At 64.7% G+C, this 16,776-nt stretch carries 17 protein-coding genes; 6 read left to right on the top strand and 11 right to left on the bottom strand.

Annotation, left to right across the window (positions count from 1 at the left end; all coding sequences use genetic code 11):
* Nucleotides 1-124: 124 nt before the first annotated feature.
* Together CFB45_RS30020 and thrS are read right to left on the bottom strand one after the other, a co-directional pair.
* Nucleotides 125-814, bottom strand: a complete 690-nt coding sequence (locus tag CFB45_RS30020; protein ID WP_174976017.1) for a helix-turn-helix transcriptional regulator — start codon at nt 812-814, stop codon at nt 125-127.
* A 191-nt stretch (nt 815-1,005) separates the two neighbouring features.
* Nucleotides 1,006-2,214: a threonine--tRNA ligase gene (gene thrS, locus CFB45_RS30025; protein WP_081053821.1), complete on the bottom strand. Its 1,209-nt coding sequence runs from the start codon at nt 2,212-2,214 to the stop codon at nt 1,006-1,008.
* A 1,471-nt stretch (nt 2,215-3,685) separates the two neighbouring features.
* Between thrS and CFB45_RS30030 the strand changes: the two genes are divergently transcribed.
* Complete coding sequence (locus CFB45_RS30030; protein ID WP_089428667.1) at nt 3,686-4,300, top strand: LysE family translocator; 615 nt, start codon at nt 3,686-3,688, stop codon at nt 4,298-4,300.
* A gap of 110 nt (nt 4,301-4,410) precedes the next feature.
* Complete coding sequence (locus tag CFB45_RS30035; protein WP_089428668.1) at nt 4,411-4,659, top strand: hypothetical protein; 249 nt, start codon at nt 4,411-4,413, stop codon at nt 4,657-4,659.
* 59 nt (nt 4,660-4,718) lie between these two features.
* Here CFB45_RS30035 and CFB45_RS30040 read toward each other — a convergent pair whose 3' ends face one another.
* The 7 genes from CFB45_RS30040 to pobA form a co-directional block, all read right to left on the bottom strand.
* Nucleotides 4,719-6,077, bottom strand: a complete 1,359-nt coding sequence (locus CFB45_RS30040; protein WP_089428669.1) for an MFS transporter — start codon at nt 6,075-6,077, stop codon at nt 4,719-4,721.
* Nucleotides 6,078-6,260: 183 nt separating this feature from the next.
* Nucleotides 6,261-6,647, bottom strand: coding sequence for a 4-carboxymuconolactone decarboxylase (gene pcaC, locus CFB45_RS30045; protein WP_046548861.1), 387 nt, complete (start codon nt 6,645-6,647; stop codon nt 6,261-6,263).
* Nucleotides 6,648-6,657: 10 nt separating this feature from the next.
* Nucleotides 6,658-7,443: a 3-oxoadipate enol-lactonase gene (gene pcaD, locus CFB45_RS30050; RefSeq protein WP_089428670.1), complete on the bottom strand. Its 786-nt coding sequence runs from the start codon at nt 7,441-7,443 to the stop codon at nt 6,658-6,660.
* On the bottom strand, nt 7,443-8,816 hold the full coding sequence (locus CFB45_RS30055; RefSeq protein ID WP_089428671.1) for a 3-carboxy-cis,cis-muconate cycloisomerase: 1,374 nt from the start codon (nt 8,814-8,816) through the stop codon (nt 7,443-7,445). Before CFB45_RS30055 ends, pcaD begins: the two co-directional genes overlap by 1 nt.
* Before the next feature lie 88 nt (nt 8,817-8,904).
* A complete protein-coding gene (locus CFB45_RS30060; protein ID WP_034189746.1) occupies nt 8,905-9,561 on the bottom strand; it encodes a CoA transferase subunit B in 657 nt (218 codons plus the stop codon).
* Nucleotides 9,562-9,572: 11 nt separating this feature from the next.
* Nucleotides 9,573-10,286, bottom strand: coding sequence for a 3-oxoacid CoA-transferase subunit A (locus CFB45_RS30065; protein WP_011356717.1), 714 nt, complete (start codon nt 10,284-10,286; stop codon nt 9,573-9,575).
* Nucleotides 10,287-10,428: 142 nt separating this feature from the next.
* Nucleotides 10,429-11,661 (bottom strand): 4-hydroxybenzoate 3-monooxygenase, encoded by a 1,233-nt coding sequence (gene pobA / locus CFB45_RS30070; RefSeq protein ID WP_089428672.1) that lies wholly within the window; start codon nt 11,659-11,661, stop codon nt 10,429-10,431.
* Nucleotides 11,662-11,777: 116 nt separating this feature from the next.
* On the opposite strand from pobA, the gene CFB45_RS30075 reads away from it, so the two are divergent.
* From CFB45_RS30075 to CFB45_RS30085, 3 genes are all read left to right on the top strand, one after another.
* On the top strand, nt 11,778-12,704 hold the full coding sequence (locus CFB45_RS30075; RefSeq protein ID WP_069250399.1) for a LysR family transcriptional regulator: 927 nt from the start codon (nt 11,778-11,780) through the stop codon (nt 12,702-12,704).
* A gap of 94 nt (nt 12,705-12,798) precedes the next feature.
* Nucleotides 12,799-13,431: a GTP cyclohydrolase I FolE gene (gene folE, locus CFB45_RS30080; protein WP_089428673.1), complete on the top strand. Its 633-nt coding sequence runs from the start codon at nt 12,799-12,801 to the stop codon at nt 13,429-13,431.
* On the top strand, nt 13,431-14,234 hold the full coding sequence (locus CFB45_RS30085) for an SDR family oxidoreductase (protein ID WP_089428674.1): 804 nt from the start codon (nt 13,431-13,433) through the stop codon (nt 14,232-14,234). Before folE ends, CFB45_RS30085 begins: the two co-directional genes overlap by 1 nt.
* 44 nt (nt 14,235-14,278) lie before the next feature.
* On the opposite strand, the gene epsC is transcribed toward CFB45_RS30085, so the two are convergent.
* Both epsC and CFB45_RS30095 read right to left on the bottom strand, forming a co-directional pair.
* On the bottom strand, nt 14,279-15,199 hold the full coding sequence (epsC, locus tag CFB45_RS30090; RefSeq protein WP_046548857.1) for a serine O-acetyltransferase EpsC: 921 nt from the start codon (nt 15,197-15,199) through the stop codon (nt 14,279-14,281).
* A 137-nt stretch (nt 15,200-15,336) separates the two neighbouring features.
* On the bottom strand, nt 15,337-15,570 hold the full coding sequence (locus CFB45_RS30095) for a hypothetical protein (RefSeq protein ID WP_011356723.1): 234 nt from the start codon (nt 15,568-15,570) through the stop codon (nt 15,337-15,339).
* 279 nt (nt 15,571-15,849) lie between these two features.
* On the opposite strand from CFB45_RS30095, the gene CFB45_RS30100 reads away from it, so the two are divergent.
* Nucleotides 15,850-16,260, top strand: coding sequence for a DUF3005 domain-containing protein (locus tag CFB45_RS30100; RefSeq protein WP_089428675.1), 411 nt, complete (start codon nt 15,850-15,852; stop codon nt 16,258-16,260).
* Nucleotides 16,261-16,776 lie beyond the last annotated feature (516 nt).

Raw genomic sequence — 16,776 nt, forward strand, 5'->3', positions numbered from 1 at the left:
TTTGCCGATTTTCGATGCGGTCTCACACTACAAAAGCTTGTAGTCCCCGTGCCGACGTGGCGTGATTTGACGCATCGGCGCGCGCACGGTCCCGGTCCACTTCGCGTCTCGTGTCACCAACGCGTTACAGCAATCCGAATCTGGATGCCATCAGAACGGCTTGCCGGCGTGTCGGCACGTCGAACTTCTTCATGATGTTGCGGATGTGATGAAGCACGCCATGCTCGGTCAACGCGACAATGCGCGAGATATCCCAACTGGACTTTCCTTCGGCGACCCATTTCAGGATTTCGAGTTCACGCGCGCTGAGGCACGGTGCATCGGATTGCAGCGCCTCCAGCCTGCGGCACGTGTCGAGCGTCAGATTCGCGACAAGTGCGCCCCACGACGGAATGGCGAAGGGCAAATCGCCGTTGTCAGACGCCCGCGCCTGTCGAACGAAGCTCACGCACGCCACATCGCCATGCCTGTTGTGAGCCGGAAACGACACTCCGTCGCTTAACCCGTACATGCGACTTCCGTCTCGAAGTTCGCGCTGTTCGGTTGTCGCGAAGATCCGGTCGCACCAGATCAGCGGTGTCAACGACGACATCGCATGCTGCGCGACCGGGTCGATCATCAGGTAAGCCCGCTCCCGATAACGGGACAACCACGCCTCCGGGTAGTTCGACAGTGTGCGGCCGCTCTTCAGTGTCCCGCCCGTCATTCGATAGTCCTGGTAACAGACATGGTCAAATCCCGCCAGGCGTCCGATGTCGACCAGCATCCGGCCCAGTTCGTCCATGCAAGTGCAACCGCCGATCTTGAACACCATCTCAAGCATCCGCTCACCGCACCGACACGATGCGGACTCACGACATCCTTCGGCCCATAGAATGACGCGTTCTCTGGCTTCTCTCATAATTTTTAGAATTACTAATCAATTTATGTTTGAAAATCGATTCGATGAATTCTCAAGGCGCCCTCAATCCGCCTGCGATAGCAGGAAACGGCCCCGTCGTCGAATCAGAACACCCGCGTCGCTGACGGGACGCGCGCATGCTGCTTGACGTACGCGAGCGCATCGTTGATCGTCAGAACGTGCTGCTCCCCGTCCCTCATTCGTAACGACACCTCTCCGGCCAGCGCCTCCTTGCGTCCTGCAATTGCGACGATCGGCGCGGCCAGTTCCCTTGCATCGAAGATCTTGCGCGGCAGGCGCTCGGCGCGGAAATCCCTCAGCACCCGACAGCCGATGTCTTCGAAAGCGAACGCCGCGTTGTCGGCAAATTCGCGGTCATCTTTCCCAATGTTCGCAACGACGATCTGGTCCGGTGCCAGCCAGGTCGGCAACCATCCCTCGTAGTGTTCGAGAAGAATACCGATGAACCGTTCAAGGCTTCCCAGGATCGCGTGGTGCAACATGACGGGCGTTGCCTTCGCACCGTCCTCTGCGACATATGACGCACCGAGCCGTTCCGGCAATACGAAATCGAGCTGGATCGTTCCGCACTGCCACTTTCGTCCTTGGCGGTCGAGCAGATGAAATTCGAGCTTGGGACCATAGAATGCCCCTTCTCCCGCCTGGATCGCGAAATCGAGACCTGCCGCGCGCGCAGCGGATGCCAGCATCGCTTCCGAACGATCCCAGACCGCATCGTCACCCGCACGGACCGCCGGCCTCGTCGACAAAGCCACATCGAATTCGCCAAATCCGAAGTCTGCGTAGATCGTCTTCAGCAACACACAGAATCGTGCGACTTCAACCTCGACCTGATCCTGCATGCAAAGCACGTGAGCGTCGTCCTGCGTGAACGCACGGGCACGCATAAGGCCATGCAACGCCCCGGACGGTTCGGCCCGGTGGACCGCCCCAAATTCGGAATATCGGATTGGAAGATCGCGATACGACCGACTGCCTTTTTTGAAAACCTGCACATGGCACGGACAACTCATCGGTTTGAGACAGTACGGATTGTTGTCACTCTCGAGTGAAAACATGTTTCGCCCGAATTTCTCCCAATGACCGCTCTGTTCCCAAAGATCGCGCGAGACGATCTGAGGCGTCCGCACTTCGGAAAAGCCCGCCTGACGCATCCGGACTCGGATATATTCCTCGACAACCCGATAAAGAACCATGCCGCGCGGATGCCAGAAGACAGCGCCCGGGCTTTCGTCCTGCTGATGAAACAGATCGAGTTTGTTGCCGAGCACTCGGTGATCGAAATCGTCCATCATGTTCTCCGTTGACTTGATACCGGTCGACGGAGCACAAAAAAGCCCCGTCCGTTTCCGGCGGGGCTTAGGGATGGTTTGAGGCACTGACTTACGACGTGCAACCTCCCCCCGGCCCGCCGTTGGCGGTCGTGGTAGTGGTCGCGGTAGTCGTAACGAAAAGTGCGTTCATGGGGCTAATCTAGTCAACCTGCCAACGTCTGTCAACAAACATTCGAGTCCAAATTCAGCGCCAAAATTTTATGATCCGTTAAAAATCCTCAAACGGAAAATAAATGAAATTCACAGAAAGCATAATGAAATACTCTTTAAAGTAAACAAATAATGGTTTTATTCATGGAATGGAAGTTGCGGGCAATCAGAAAAGGCGATCACTAGCAGGCCGTTCCCGAAATCAAGGAAAAGCAAGCCGATGCGAGGCGAGGCGAGGCGAGGACGGTTATAACGAATCGTTGCACAGTCTGGTGGGCACGTGCAAGCCGGGGCAAATGGCCGAGCCGAACGCAACGTTGCCGCGGAGATGTTGCGGGACGTCGCGCGACCAGATCGCCGCATCACAAACATGTGGGCTCGCAGAAAAGGGGGCTTTTGGCCCCTATACAGATCAAGGACTTGGACATCTTTTTTGAGAACACCGCATGCTTCTTGTCTCAGAAAAGATGTCCTTGGCCACGAAAATTCTCAGAAAAGTCGTCTTTGAGAATGTCACAACCCCGCCTAGGTCCCTCGACGAGATCTAGCCACAAGCAGTGCCACAGACAGGCGTACACTCCCAGGACAAGTGTGGGCCGGGTTGCAAAGCAACACAAATAGCCATGGCTCACATCGTCACGATTGGCATGACAATTGGAAGTGTGTGGCGCAGAAAGGCTGCACAGAGCCTCTAGGTCTACTTCGTCAGGTCATCAAGACGATCGACAAAGCCATCCCCGGCGATTCGATCAAGTTCTCGCTAAAGCAAGATCACGACAACCTCCGACTCGGAGCGGCCATAGAAGCCAATCTTGGCGATGCACTCAAGTGCCACATCGACCTGCACGGGGAGGGTTAGACGAACGAGCCGAGTAGCTTCGGCAGATGGCTTGCGCCCTGAACTAAGCATCGACCTCCCCATTGGCTTGTGAAAACACACCCAGACGTGAAACGGCGATTGAGCGTCGTCAATGCGGCGACATCGATCTGACACCATCGACTAAACATTGCGTCGTAGGCCGTCACTGCCAAATATTCTCCGATCATTTCTGCCTATCCATACGGGTTACATGCCCAACGCATGAAAGGTAGCCAATTATTCAAAGACAACTTATTGAGACTGCGGACATCTTTTCCGAGAGACAACAACACAAGCCCGCAATCCCATTCACCCCCTCCCCCGTACCGGCATTCGTCAACCCAACTGTACCGGTACTGTACAGAAAACCGTCGCTAAACTGACCTCCATCCCAGTCCAGAACCGAATGGAGAATCCGCGATGGAATTCCTCACCCTGAGCGCGCTGCCCGCCGGCATGCTGTTCGCGCTCGTCACGTCGATCACGCCCGGCCCGAACAACACGATGCTGCTCGCATCCGGCGTCAATTTCGGTTTCCGCCGCACCATGCCGCACCTGTTCGGCATCAGCATCGGCGTCGCGATCCTGATGCTCTGCGTCGGCTTCGGCCTCGGCGAAGCGTTCAAGCGCATGCCGCTGCTGTACACGATCCTCGAAGCCGCGAGCGTCGCGTACCTGCTGTACCTCGCGTGGCGCATCGGCACGTCGGGCGAAGTGAAGGCGCACGGCGGCAAGCCGCGCCCGATGACGTTCATCGAAGCCGCCGCGTTCCAGTGGATCAACCCGAAGGCCTGGATGATGGTGCTGACCGCCGCGACGACGGTCCGCCTGTCCGCCGACTACGGGATGAACGCCGCCTGGATGGCCGTCGTGTTCATCCTGATCGGTTTCCCGTGCATCTGCCTGTGGGCCGCTTTCGGCCTCGGCCTGCGCCGCTTCCTGTCGAACCCCCGCGCGCTGCGCCTGTTCAACATGACGATGGCCGTGCTGCTGATCCTGTCGCTGTATCCGCTGATCGCGCACCTGCTGGCGTAGTGAGCACTCACCGCGCGCCCGTTGAGATTCGCCCGATGCAGGCGTACCCTTTTGTTACGGGCGCGCGCAGCCGTTTCGCCGGTTGCGCCGCTGCTGCCGGGAGAGTGCCGATGAAGCCATTGCTGAGGGCGGGCGAACACATCGAGGGGATGCACTGGATCGCCGAGTATCGCCCGCTCACGCACGAGATTCGCGTGCTGCGCGAGGACATCGAGATCGGTATCTACAGCGCGCCGCCGACGATGTTCGGTGAAGAGGAAGACATGGGCGCCGCGAACCTCGCCGATCATCGCGGCCGGGAGGCCGCGCTGCGCGCATATCTGCGCAACTTCGTGCGGGAACACGACACGGAAGAATAGCCGGCGGCCCGCCGGCCGCCGTATCAGGGGCCGGCGCATCGCACCGGCCCGCGCTTCGCTCAATGCCCGAGCGATTCGATCTTGCCTGCCGGCTGCGTCACGCCATGCGGCCGCGCCATCTGCTTGATCAGCAGCGCGACACATGCGAGCAAACCCGCGACGGCGATCGTCGCGAACACGCCCGCGAACGAGAAATGCCGGCGCGTCAGCTCGGCGACGAGGAACGATCCCGCAATCCCGCCGAAGCGGCCGACACCGAGCATCCATGCAACACCCGTGCCGCGCCCTTCGGTCGGATAGAACGCGGCGGCGAGCGCCGGCATCGACGATTGCGCGGTATTCATCAGCACGCCGGCGACGAACACGACCAGCACGAGCAGCCCGACGTTACCCGCCGCCTGCCCGATCGCATAGACGCTCACCGCCGTCAGCGCGTAGCACACGGCAATCACACGGTTCGCGTTGAAGCGGTCCATCAGCACGCCGCACAGCACCGCGCCGACGCCGCCGAGCGGGAACAGCGCGGAGATCAGCGTCGCGCTCTTCGGCGTCAGGCCGGCATCCTTCAGCAGGATCGGCATCCAGTTGATCGACGCGTAGAAGATCACGAGCCCCATGAAGTATGCGAGCCACAGCATCACCGAGCCGACGATGTACGAGCGCGACAGCACGACGCCGAGGCCCTTGCTGCCGGTCTGCGGCGCGGCTTCGGTCAGCGCGAACGAGCCGGCGTTCAGCGCATCGCGCGAGATGCGCGCGAGCGTCGCGCGAACCTTGTCGACGGCGTGGTTGTTGGCGACCATGAAGCGCACCGATTCCGGCATCTTCAGCAGCAACAGCACGCCGAGCAGCAGCGGCGTCACGCCGCCGAGGATCAGCACGCTGCGCCAGCCGAAATGCGGGATCATCCATGCGGCGAGGAATCCGCCGAACGCGGCGCCGAGCGGGAAGCCGCAGAACATCAGGTTGATCACGGTCGCACGGCGCTTGTCCGGGCAGAACTCGCCCATCATCGTGACCGCGTTCGGCATCGCCGCGCCGAGCCCGACGCCGGTGATGAAACGCAGGATCGTCAGGTGTCCGATCGTCGTCGAGAAGGCGGACATCAGGCATGCGACGCCGAACAGGAACACCGAGCCGAGCAGCAGCGAGCGGCGCCCGAGCTTGTCGGACAGCGGGCCCGACACGAGCGCGCCGCACGCGAGGCCGAACAGCGCGGCGCTCAGCACCGGTGCGAGATCAGGTTTGGTGAGGTTCCATTCGCCGAGCAGCGACGGCGCGATGAAGCCGATCGCAGCCGTATCGAAGCCGTCGAGCAGCACGATCACGAAACACATGAGGAATACGAGCCATTGAAAACCGCCGAACGGCTGCTCGTTGATGAAGGTCTGGACATCGACCACGGGTGCGCGATTCATCGCGAGTCTCCTGATATATATAAGCGACGCGGCCTCGGAACCACGTCTTGCCTTTGTTCGCGCACCGGCATCCGGTGCGCCGCGCGCCGATGCTCTGCCGGCGCGTTCATTCATCGCCGAAGCCTGCGAACCATCCGCAGGCCTCGGCTCAACATCGGACTACAGGTACTTAACCGGCCGCACCTAGGCGGCCCCATCCTGCTCCTTGAAGATCTTGTCCGCGAGATGAAACGCGGAATTCGCCGCCGGCACGCCGCAATAGATCGCGGTCTGCAGCAGCACTTCCTTGATCTCGTCACGCGTCACGCCGTTGTTGCGCGCGGCGCGCAGGTGCAGCGCCAGTTCCTCGCCGCGGTTCAGCGCCACCATCATCGCGATGGTCAGCAGGCTGCGCGTATGGCGCGGCAGGCCGTCGCGCGTCCAGATCTCGCCCCACGCATAGCGCGTGATCAGGTTCTGGAATTCGTCGGTCACCTCGGTGCGGTTCTCGAGCGAACGGTCGACGTGCGCGTCGCCGAGCACCGCGCGACGCACCTTCATCCCTGCTTCATAACGTTCCTGGTCATCCATCGCCGGTGCCTCACGCGGTCAGGAAATCGAGCAGCGCGCGGTTGAAGCCGTCGGTGCACTCGATGTTCGAAATATGCGCGGCGTCGAATTCGACGTGCTGCGCACCCGGAATCGCGGCGGCCAGCGCGCGGCCCTGGTCGGGCGGCGTCGACATGTCCTTCGCGCCGGTCACGACGAGCACCGGCAGCGCGATGCCCTTCACCTCTTCGCGCAGGTCGGCTGCGTTCAGCGCGTCGCAGTTCGCCGCATAGCCGTCCTGGTCGGTATGCACGAAGGTGTCGCGGATCGCATCGAACAGGCGCGGCTCGCGTTCGACGAACGCGTCGGTGAACCAGCGCGGCAGCACAGCGTCGGCGAGCGCGGTCATCCCTTCGGCACGTGCCTTCTGCGCCCGCGGCGCCCACACTTCCGGCGAGCCGATCTTCGCGGCGGTGTTCGACAGCACCGCGCGAATGATGCGCGACGGGAAGCGTGCGGCCAGCGCCGCGCCCGTCAGCCCGCCCATCGAGATCCCGCAGAAATGCGCGCGGGCGATGCCGACGTGGTCGAGCAGGCCGATCACGTCGCCGGCGAGCTGCTCGATCGTGTACGAACCGGCCGGCGCATCGGAATGGCCGTGGCCGCGCGTGTCGTAGCGCAGGATGTTGAAGTGCTGCGTGAGCGGGCGGATCTGCGGCGCCCACATCTGCAGTTCGGCGCCGAGCGAGTTCGAGAAGACGAGCCACGGCGCGTCGTCGCGCGCCGCACGGTCGATCCGGTAATGCAGTTTCACGCCGTTGACAGTGGCGAAAGGCATCAATGTTCTCCTGGTGATTGCGCGCCCGCGTGCAGCGCGAGCACGGCGTCGACGTAGGCCTGCGCCTCGCCGACGTAATGAGCGGGATCGAGCAGCCGCGCGAGCGCGTCGCGCGACAGGTGGGCCGACACGGTCGCATCGGCGGCGAGCACGTCGAACAGCGTCGCGCCCGTGCGCACGGCTTCCTTCGACGCGTGTTCGACGACGTGATGCGCGTCGAGCCGGCCGATCTTGTCGCCGAGCGCGAGCATCACCGCTTCGCCAAGGATCAGCCCGTGCGTCAGGTCGAGGTTCGCGGCCAGACGTTCGGTGTTCACGTCGAGGCCCGCGACGATCTGCGCGATCTGCGCCAGCGCGCCGCCGGTCAGGCGCGCGAGATCGGGCAAGGCATCCCATTCGGCCTGCCAGCCGCCGAGCGCGCGCTCGTGCTCCTGCACCATCCCCGCGAACACCGTCGCGACGAGGTTCGGCGCACGCACGGCAGCCGTCAGCACGGCTGCGCAGCCGACCGGGTTGCGCTTGTGCGGCATCGTCGACGAGCCGCCCTTGCCGCCGGCGGCCGGCTCGCCGAGCTCGCCGACTTCGGTCTGCATCTGCAGCGACACGTCGCGCGCGATCTTGCCGAGCGTGCCCGTCAGCATCCCGAAGCAGGACGCGGCTTCCGCGATGCGGTCGCGCTGCGTGTGCCACGGCACGGCCGGCGCCGCGAGCTTCAGGTCGGCCGCCAGCGCGGCCGTGACGCCGGCCGCGTGCTCGCGCAGGCTCGCGAGCGTGCCGGCCGCGCCGCCGAACTGCAGCACGAGCGCACGCTCGCGCAATTCGGTGAAGCGCGCGCGATGGCGCAGCAGCGCATCGAGCCATTGCGCGAATTTCAGGCCGAGCGTGATCGGCAGCGCCTGCTGCAGCCACGTGCGGCCGATCATCGGCGTCGCGCGATGCGTGCGCGCGAGCGCCGCGAGCGATGCACATGCGTCGTCGAGCATCGGTTCGAGCACGTCGAGCGTGTCGCGCAACTGCAGCACGGTGGCGGTATCGATGATGTCCTGGCTCGTCGCGCCCCAGTGCACGAACTTCGCGGCCTCGGGGTCGTCGGCCTTCACCTGCGCGGTGAGCTGCTTGACGAGCGGAATCGCGAGATTGCCGCCGAGCGCCGCGCCGTGCGCGAGCGCGTCGGCGTCGAGCCGGCTCGCATCGCACGCGCGTTCGATCGGCGCGACCGCGGCGGCGGGAATCACCTGCTGCGCGGCGAGCGCACGCGCGAGCGCGGCCTCGACGTCGAGCATCCGCTGGATCGTCGCGCGGGGCGACCAGATCCGGTTGAGCGGCTCGGTGCCGCAGATGAGGGAGGTCAGGCGGGCGCTGTCTTCGAGCATGGCATCAGATTGGGGAAACGGCGTGCGCCTATTGTCCACCCAAGCGTGCCGGCCTGCGCGCAAGCGCACGCGCCGGCACGCTCGGGGTTCAGGCAGCGGCCTTTTGCGTCGCGTCGATCAGCGGCACGCCGGTCAGCTTCTGCAGTTCGTCGAACGACAGGTCGGTGAAGATCTCGCTCACCGCGAGGCCGTCGGCCGTCACGTCGAGCACGGCGAGATCCGTATAGATGCGGCTCACGCACTGCACGCCGGTGACCGGATACGAGCATTGCGCGACGATCTTGCTCTCGCCCTGCTTCGTCAGGTGCTCCATCATCACGAATACCTGCTTCGCGCCGATCGCGAGATCCATCGCGCCGCCGACCGCCGGAATCGCATCGGGCGCACCCGTATGCCAGTTCGCGAGGTCGCCGGTCGCGGATACCTGGAACGCGCCGAGCACGCAGTAATCGAGGTGGCCGCCGCGCATCATCGCGAACGAATCCGCGTGGTGGAAATACGCGCCGCCGGTGAGCAGCGTGACGTGCTGCTTGCCGGCATTGATCAGTTCGTCGTCTTCCTCGCCGGGCGCGGGCGCGGGGCCCATGCCGAGCAGCCCGTTCTCGCTGTGGAGGAAGATTTCCTTGCTCGGATCGAGGTGGTTCGCCACCAGCGTCGGCACGCCGATGCCGAGGTTCACGTACGCGCCTTCGGGAATGTCCTGGGCGACGCGCTTGGCCATTTCATCGCGGGTCAGTCGTTTCATGTCGGGTCTCCTCAAGCGGCTTGCGATGCGTGTTCGGCGGCCAGCTCGGCCGCGTGCGCGGCCTGCGGCACCTCGACGATGCGCTGGACGAAAATGCCCGGCGTCACGATGTGTTCCGGGTTCAGCGCGCCAAGCGGCACGACTTCCGACACCTGCACGATCGCGACCTTCGCGGCGCTGGCCATGATCGGCCCGAAGTTGCGTGCCGTCTTGCGATAGACGAGATTGCCCCAGCGGTCGCCCTTGTATGCCTTCACGAGCGCGAAATCGGCGTGGATCGGCGTCTCGAACACATACGGCTTGCCGTCGATCACGCGCGTTTCCTTGCCTTCCGCGAGCTTGGTGCCGTAGCCGGTCGGCGTGAAGAAGCCGCCGATGCCGGCGCCCGCCGCGCGGATGCGCTCCGCGAGGTTGCCCTGCGGCACGAGCTCCAGCTCGATCTCGCCGGCGCGGTACAGCCCGTCGAATATCTGCGAGTCGCTCTGGCGCGGGAACGAGCAGATGATCTTGCGCACCTGCTTCGCCTTCAGCAGCGCCGCGAGGCCGGTCTCGCCGTTACCCGCGTTGTTGTTGACGATCGTCAGGTCGCGCGCGCCCTGTTCGATCAGCGCGTCGATCAGCTCGGACGGCATGCCTGCCGTGCCGAAGCCGCCGATCATGATTGTCGCGCCGTCGTGGATGTCGGCCACCGCCGACTGAAGCGATTCGAAAATCTTGTTGACCATGTCTCTTCCTGATACGAACCCGCGGCTCGATGCGCGGCCTGTCGAGGGGACACGCGCGTGCCGCGTGCCGCGCCGGGGCCGATGTCGATCCCGGTTTTGTTCGTTATTCGAACCTAGATTCGATTAGCGAACGATGGGCCGATCATAGAGTCGCGCACAGCGCGTTGTCAAGGCGGGTTGCCTCGGGGGGCGCTGCGTCGTCGAACGGCAAGCCGACGTAGTTTTCGGCGAGCGCCTGCGCGGCGGCCCGCGAGCGCGTCACGTATTTCAGCTCGGCAAACTTCAGGCGATTGACGAACGGCGAGTCTTCAGGCGACGAATGCAGCATGTTCGTCATGAAGTACGAGAAGTGCTCGGCGCGCCACACGCGCTCGAGGCAGGTCGCGGAATACGTGTCGAGCAGCGTCGCGTCGCCGTGGCGGTAGCGCGCGCCGAGCGCGCGGGACAGCGCGCGGACGTCGGCCACCGCCAGGTTCATCCCCTTCGCGCCGGTCGGCGGCACGATATGCGCGGCGTCGCCGGCGAGGAACAGGCGCCCGTGCTGCATCGTCTCGGACACGAAGCTGCGCATCGGCGTCACGCTTTTCTGCGTGATCCGGCCCTCGGTCGGCGTCCAGCCCGTGTCGTTCGAGAAGCGCGTGTGCAATTCGTCCCAGATCCGCGTGTCGGACCATTCGGTGAGATCTTCGTCGGGCTTGCACTGCAGGTACAGGCGCGTGACCGTCGGCGAGCGCATCGAGAACAGCGCGAAACCATTGTCGTGATGCGCGTAGACGAGTTCGTCGAGCGACGGCGCCGCGTCGGCAAGGATGCCGAGCCACGCGAACGGATAGACGCGCTCGAACGTGTTCAGCCGCTCGGCCGGAATCGTCTGGCGCGCGATGCCGTGGAAGCCGTCGCAGCCGGCGATGTAGTCGCAGTCGATGCGGTCTTCGCGGCCGTCGGCATGCTTGAACGTGACGAACGGCTGCTCGCCCTCGACGTCGTGCAGCGCGACGTCGCTTACCTCGAAGTGCATCGCGTGGCCATGCTCGACGCCGGCCGCGATCAGGTCGCGTACCACTTCGTGCTGGCTGTAGACGGTGATCGCGCGCCCGCCGGTCAGCTCGGAGAGGTCGATGCGATGGCGCTGCCCCGAGAACAGCAGTTCGATGCCGTGGTGTTCGAGCCCTTCGCGGCGCATCCGGTCGCCGAGGCCGGCTTCGTTCAGCGTGTCGACCGTGCCCTGCTCCAGCACGCCGGCACGGATGCGGTTCTCGCAATATTCGCGCGAACGCGCTTCGACGAGGATGGAATCGACGCCTTGCAGGCGCAGCAGATGGGAAAGCAAAAGGCCGGACGGACCGGCGCCGATGATGGCGACTTGGGTGCGCATTGTTCGTCTCCTGAACATTGGTTCGAGTAATGGAACACATTTGAGCGCTTTCCCGACTATGCGGCAACGCGATTCAGGAGATATGTTGTATACGTTTTGACGATACTGTTCCGGCGATGGATGCGCTCGATCTGAACCTCATTCCCTACCTCGTCGCGCTCGACGACACGCGCAACGTGAGTCGCGCGGGCGACCTGCTCGGCGTCAGCCAGCCGCGCGTGAGCACGGCGCTCGGCCGCCTGCGCGAGTACTTCGGCGATCCGCTGTTCGTGCGCACGTCGCGCGGGATGGAGCCGACGCCGCGCGCGCTCGCGCTGCTGCCGGCCGCCCGCGACGCGCTCGCGCAGATCGAGCGCGGCCTCGTCGCGCCGCACGACTTCGACCCGGCCGCGAGCACGCATACGTTCTCGATCGCGCTGTCGGACGTCGGCGAGATCGTGTTCCTGCCGAAGCTGCTGCAGGCGTTCGCGACACGCGCGCCGCACGCGAACCTGCGCTCGGTCTCGCTCGCGCACGACGAAGTCGGGCGTGGGCTCGAAGCCGGTTCGATCGATCTCGCGGTAGGCTACTTCCCGGATCTCGACGGCAACAACTTCTTCCAACAGCGCTTGTTCACGCACCGGTTCGTGTGCCTGATGCGGCGCGGCCATCCGTTCGAGCAGGCGCCGCCGTTCACGGTCGAGCAGTTCCTCACGTGCGGGCACGCGGTGGTGCGCGCCGAAGGCCGCAGCCAGGAAGTGCTCGAGAAATATCTCGCGAAGCAGCGCATGCAGCGCCGCGCAGTGCTCGAGACGCCACACTTCATGAGCCTGCCGTTCATCCTGAGCCGCACCGACCTGATCGCGACGGTGCCGCATGCGATCGGCTACGCGTACGCGGCCGAGCACGCGTTCATCGTGCCGGTCGAACCACCGCTGGCCCTGCCGCGCTTCGACCTGAAGCAGCACTGGCATCGCAAATATCACAACGATCCTCGCACCGCGTGGCTGCGCGGCGTCGTCGCGTCGCTGTTCAACGACGAGCAGGACGAATGGCCGAAGTGAAGTGAGTGCCGGGCCGCACACGCGCCCCGCGAAAGCATGAAACAATGCCCGGATTCCGCGCCGCCCCGGCGGCGGCATTCGATGGAGCAAATAGATGGCTAAAAAGAAGTCCGCGCGGCCCGAGCCGGCCGCATCCCGACCGAGCCGCGAAGAAGCGGAAGACGCGGTTCGCGTGCTGTTGCGCTGGGCCGGCGACGATCCCGCGCGCGAAGGCCTGATCGACACGCCCGCACGCGTCGTGCGCGCCTATGAGCAATTCTTCGCCGGCTATGCGGTGGAGCCGCGCGACATCCTCGCGCGCACGTTCAGCGAAGTCGACGGCTACGACGAAATGATCGTGCTGAAGGACATCCGCTTCGAGAGCTACTGCGAGCACCACATGGTGCCGATCATCGGCCGCGCGCACGTCGCGTATCTGCCGAATCATCGCGTGGTCGGCATCTCGAAGCTCGCGCGCCTCGTCGACGCGTTCGCGAAGCGCCTGCAGATCCAGGAAAAGATGACCGTGCAGATCGCCGACACGCTGTTCGACGTGCTGCAGCCGAAGGGCGTCGGCGTGATCCTCGAAGCCGCGCACCAGTGCATCTCGACGCGCGGCGTGCACAAGCCGGGCGTCGAGATGGTCACGTCACGCATGCTCGGCTCATTCCGCACCGATCCGTCGACGCGGCGCGAATTCCTGTCGATCGTCGCGAATCCTTCTTCCGTGAATCTGACGAATACGTAATGGAGCAGACGAAGCAAGCGGCGCACGCGCCCGTCGTGCTCGTGACCGGCGCCGCGCGCCGGGCCGGGCGCGCGTTCGCCGAGTATTTCGCCGCGCACGGCTATCGCACCGCGGTGCATTACGACCGGTCGGCCGATGCCGCGCAGGCGGCGGCCCGTGCGATCGCCGAACGCGGGCACGATTCGGTCGCGCTGCAGGCCGACCTGTCGGATGCCGCGCAGATCACCGCGCTGATCGACCAGGTGTATGCGCGCTTCGGGCGCCTCGACGTGCTCGTCAACAACGCGTCGGTGTTCTGGCAGGACCATTTCCCGAGCTTCGACCTCGCGGCGTTCGACCAGGCGTGGGCCGTCAACTGCCGCGCGCCGATCCTGCTCACGCGCGCGTTCTACGAACGGGCCCGCGCGGCCGGCACGCAGGGTGTCGTCGTGAATGTGGTCGACCAGAAGATCAAGGAAAACTTTCACCGCGACCATTTCAGCTATACGGTCGCGAAGGCCGCGCTCGGCAACCTCACGCAGATGCTCGCGCTGTCGTCCGCGCCGGTGCTGCGCGTGAATGCGGTGTTCCCCGGGCTGATGCTGCCGAGCGACGACCAGACGCAGGCCGACTTCGAGCACGCGAGCCGCGCATCGACGCCGCTCGCGCGCATCGCGGGCCCCGACGACGTCGCGAGCGCGATCCTGATGCTGACGGGCAACGCGTACAACGGTGTGGATTTCGTCGTCGATGCGGGGCAGAACCTGATCCGCGTCGACCAGGACGTGCTGTACAAGCACCGGGCGCCCGACAGCAAGCACTGACGGGGCGCGCCGTGGCGGCCGGCAGCCGTCGGCCGCGCGCCGCGTTACGGCTTGTCGGCGCTCCCGCCTTCGCGCACCTTGCCCTGCGCGACGCTCGTGCCGGGCGGCACGCTGTGCGTGAGCCACACGTTGCCGCCGATCACCGAGCCCCGCCCGATCGTCACGCGGCCGAGAATCGTCGCGCCCGCGTAGATCACCACGTCGTCCTCGACGATCGGGTGCCGCGCATTGCCCTTGACGAGCGCGCCTTCGCCATCGGCGGGGAAGCTCTTCGCGCCGAGCGTGACGGCCTGGTACACGCGCACGCGCTCGCCGATGATCGCCGTCTCGCCGATCACGACGCCCGTGCCGTGGTCGATGAAGAAGCTCGGGCCGATCTGCGCGCCCGGGTGGATGTCGATGCCGGTCGCCGAGTGGGCGATTTCATTGATGAATCGCGCCAGCAGCGGCACGCCCAGCTGGTGCAGCGCATGCGCGAGCCGGTGATGCATCATCGCCAGCACGCCGGGGTAGCACAGCAGGATCTCGGTGATGTGCTGCGCGGCCGGATCGCCTGCATAGGCCGCCTGGATATCGCTGACGAGCAGCGCGCGGACCGCCGGCAACTGCCGGCCGAATTCGCGCGCGATTTCGAACGCGCGTTCGTCGAGCTCCGCGAATGGCGTATCGGCATGCTCGGGCAGGAACGGCAGCGCACGGCGGATCTGTTCGGACAGAATGCGCAGCGTGCTTTCGAGCGTGTGGCCGACGTAGAAGTCGACGCTTTCGTCGGTCAGATCCGGTGCGCCGTAGTGCGTCGGAAACATCGACGCGCGCAGGCCGGTCACAATCTTGCAGATTGCATCGCGCGACGGCAGTTCGCGAATGCCGCGCGGATGGCGCGTGCGATGGAGTTCCTCGCGCGACTCGCGCAAGCCGGCAACGATTTCTTCAAGGCCCCACTGACGGGCGGGTGATGTCGACATATGCCAATGCAGGCGGCCGCGCTCGGTCGCACGGCCGCTAATAAAGTGACGGGTTCCGCAAGATTACCGCGTTTTCCGTCCGGGAGCGGCACGCCGGGGATCGGCCGGACGGCCGATGCCACGGGATCGCGACGGCGTCAGATCGTGATGCTGCTCGCGTCGATCCATCGCACGGCCCAGTCGCGCGCGTGCGCGATCGCGTCGCCTTCGTCGTTGAACTGGAGTTCGATCGGGAAAAATCGGTTCGCAACGAGTTCCCCGTCGCTCGATCGGGAGATCACGACGTAGGGTTTGAACGAACCGTCACTGGCGCGCGCGGGCGCGCAGTTCAACAGATAACCGCGGTGCGTGAAGGCAGTAGTCGCTTGCATGAATCCGCCACCTCTAGTCCCTTGCTTTGTTGTTCACTACCCGTCTTTAAGGGGTGCTGCGGCCCCCCGGCGCGGGCAGAGGCGGCGCGACTGAATCCCCTGTCGCCGCTTCGCAGGAAAAGAATCATACTCTGTAGAAAACGGGTCTTCTAGCTGAAATAAATCATGACAAATCAGTGCGCGTCGCGCGACCGCGGCGATCGCCCGCGCGCCTTTTCCCGTCACGCCCGGAACGGGATTTGCTTCGATCCGGAACGCTTCGCCGCGAGGAGAGCCGCGATGGAATCATCCGGTCAAACCAATCGCTCGCGTCCGCGCAGCATCGAGCTCGACAACGACGACACGCACGACAGCACGGTCGACACCGACGGCAAGAACCGCGAGGCGGCGCGCCTTGCCGGCGGCGGGCCGATCTCGCCCGACGAAATCACGCGCAGCAACGCGTCGCTCGTCAATGCGATGCCGGAAGCCGGCGACGGCTTCGCCGGTTTCGACAGCCGCCCCGGCGGCAATCATCCGGCGTTCGCGCTGCGTGCCGGCTACATGGTGATCGAGAAGGGCTTCGACGCGCCGCCGCCCCTGAGCGACGCGCTGTTCGGCCCCGTCCACCGGATGTACGGCAGCACGTACTGGCCCGGCCACCAGCGTCGGCCAGAGCGCGTCTTCGAGCTGACGCCCGTGCCGAGATAGCCGGCGCGGCGTTTGAATCGATCGTTCGTTTGCGAACCGGTATCGGCAAACTAGCCGATGGCTGGGGATCGGCGTACGCGACCGTGCGCCGATCGTGCACCGGACATCGCGCGATGCACGATGCACGAACGAATGATTCCGCGCAGCAGCGCGGGCGGCGTCATGCACACCGTGAATTGCACCGACGCACATGCGTTGATCGAGGTCATGTCGAAACGGCGCGGTTGCGATTGAATGGCGATGCGGGCAATGCATCCGCGTGACTGTCGTGTCGTGTCGATGCGATCGGCGTGCGCCGCGAGGCGTGTGCGTGCGCCACACGCGACACCGATGCGCGCGCATGCCTTCCCGCCGACGATGCAGACAACAGCGACCACCACGTCGCACGACATGCGTCGCGTGTCGCAGCATACGTAGGTGCCTGGCCGTGCGCCGCGCAAACGGAAGCGACGCCGCCGCGCGGCACGACCGGCACCTCACTGCAAAGTCCCTGCCATTGGTTTACTCTGCCTCGCA

The organism is Burkholderia sp. HI2500 (genome assembly GCF_002223055.1).
Lineage (GTDB): Bacteria > Pseudomonadota > Gammaproteobacteria > Burkholderiales > Burkholderiaceae > Burkholderia.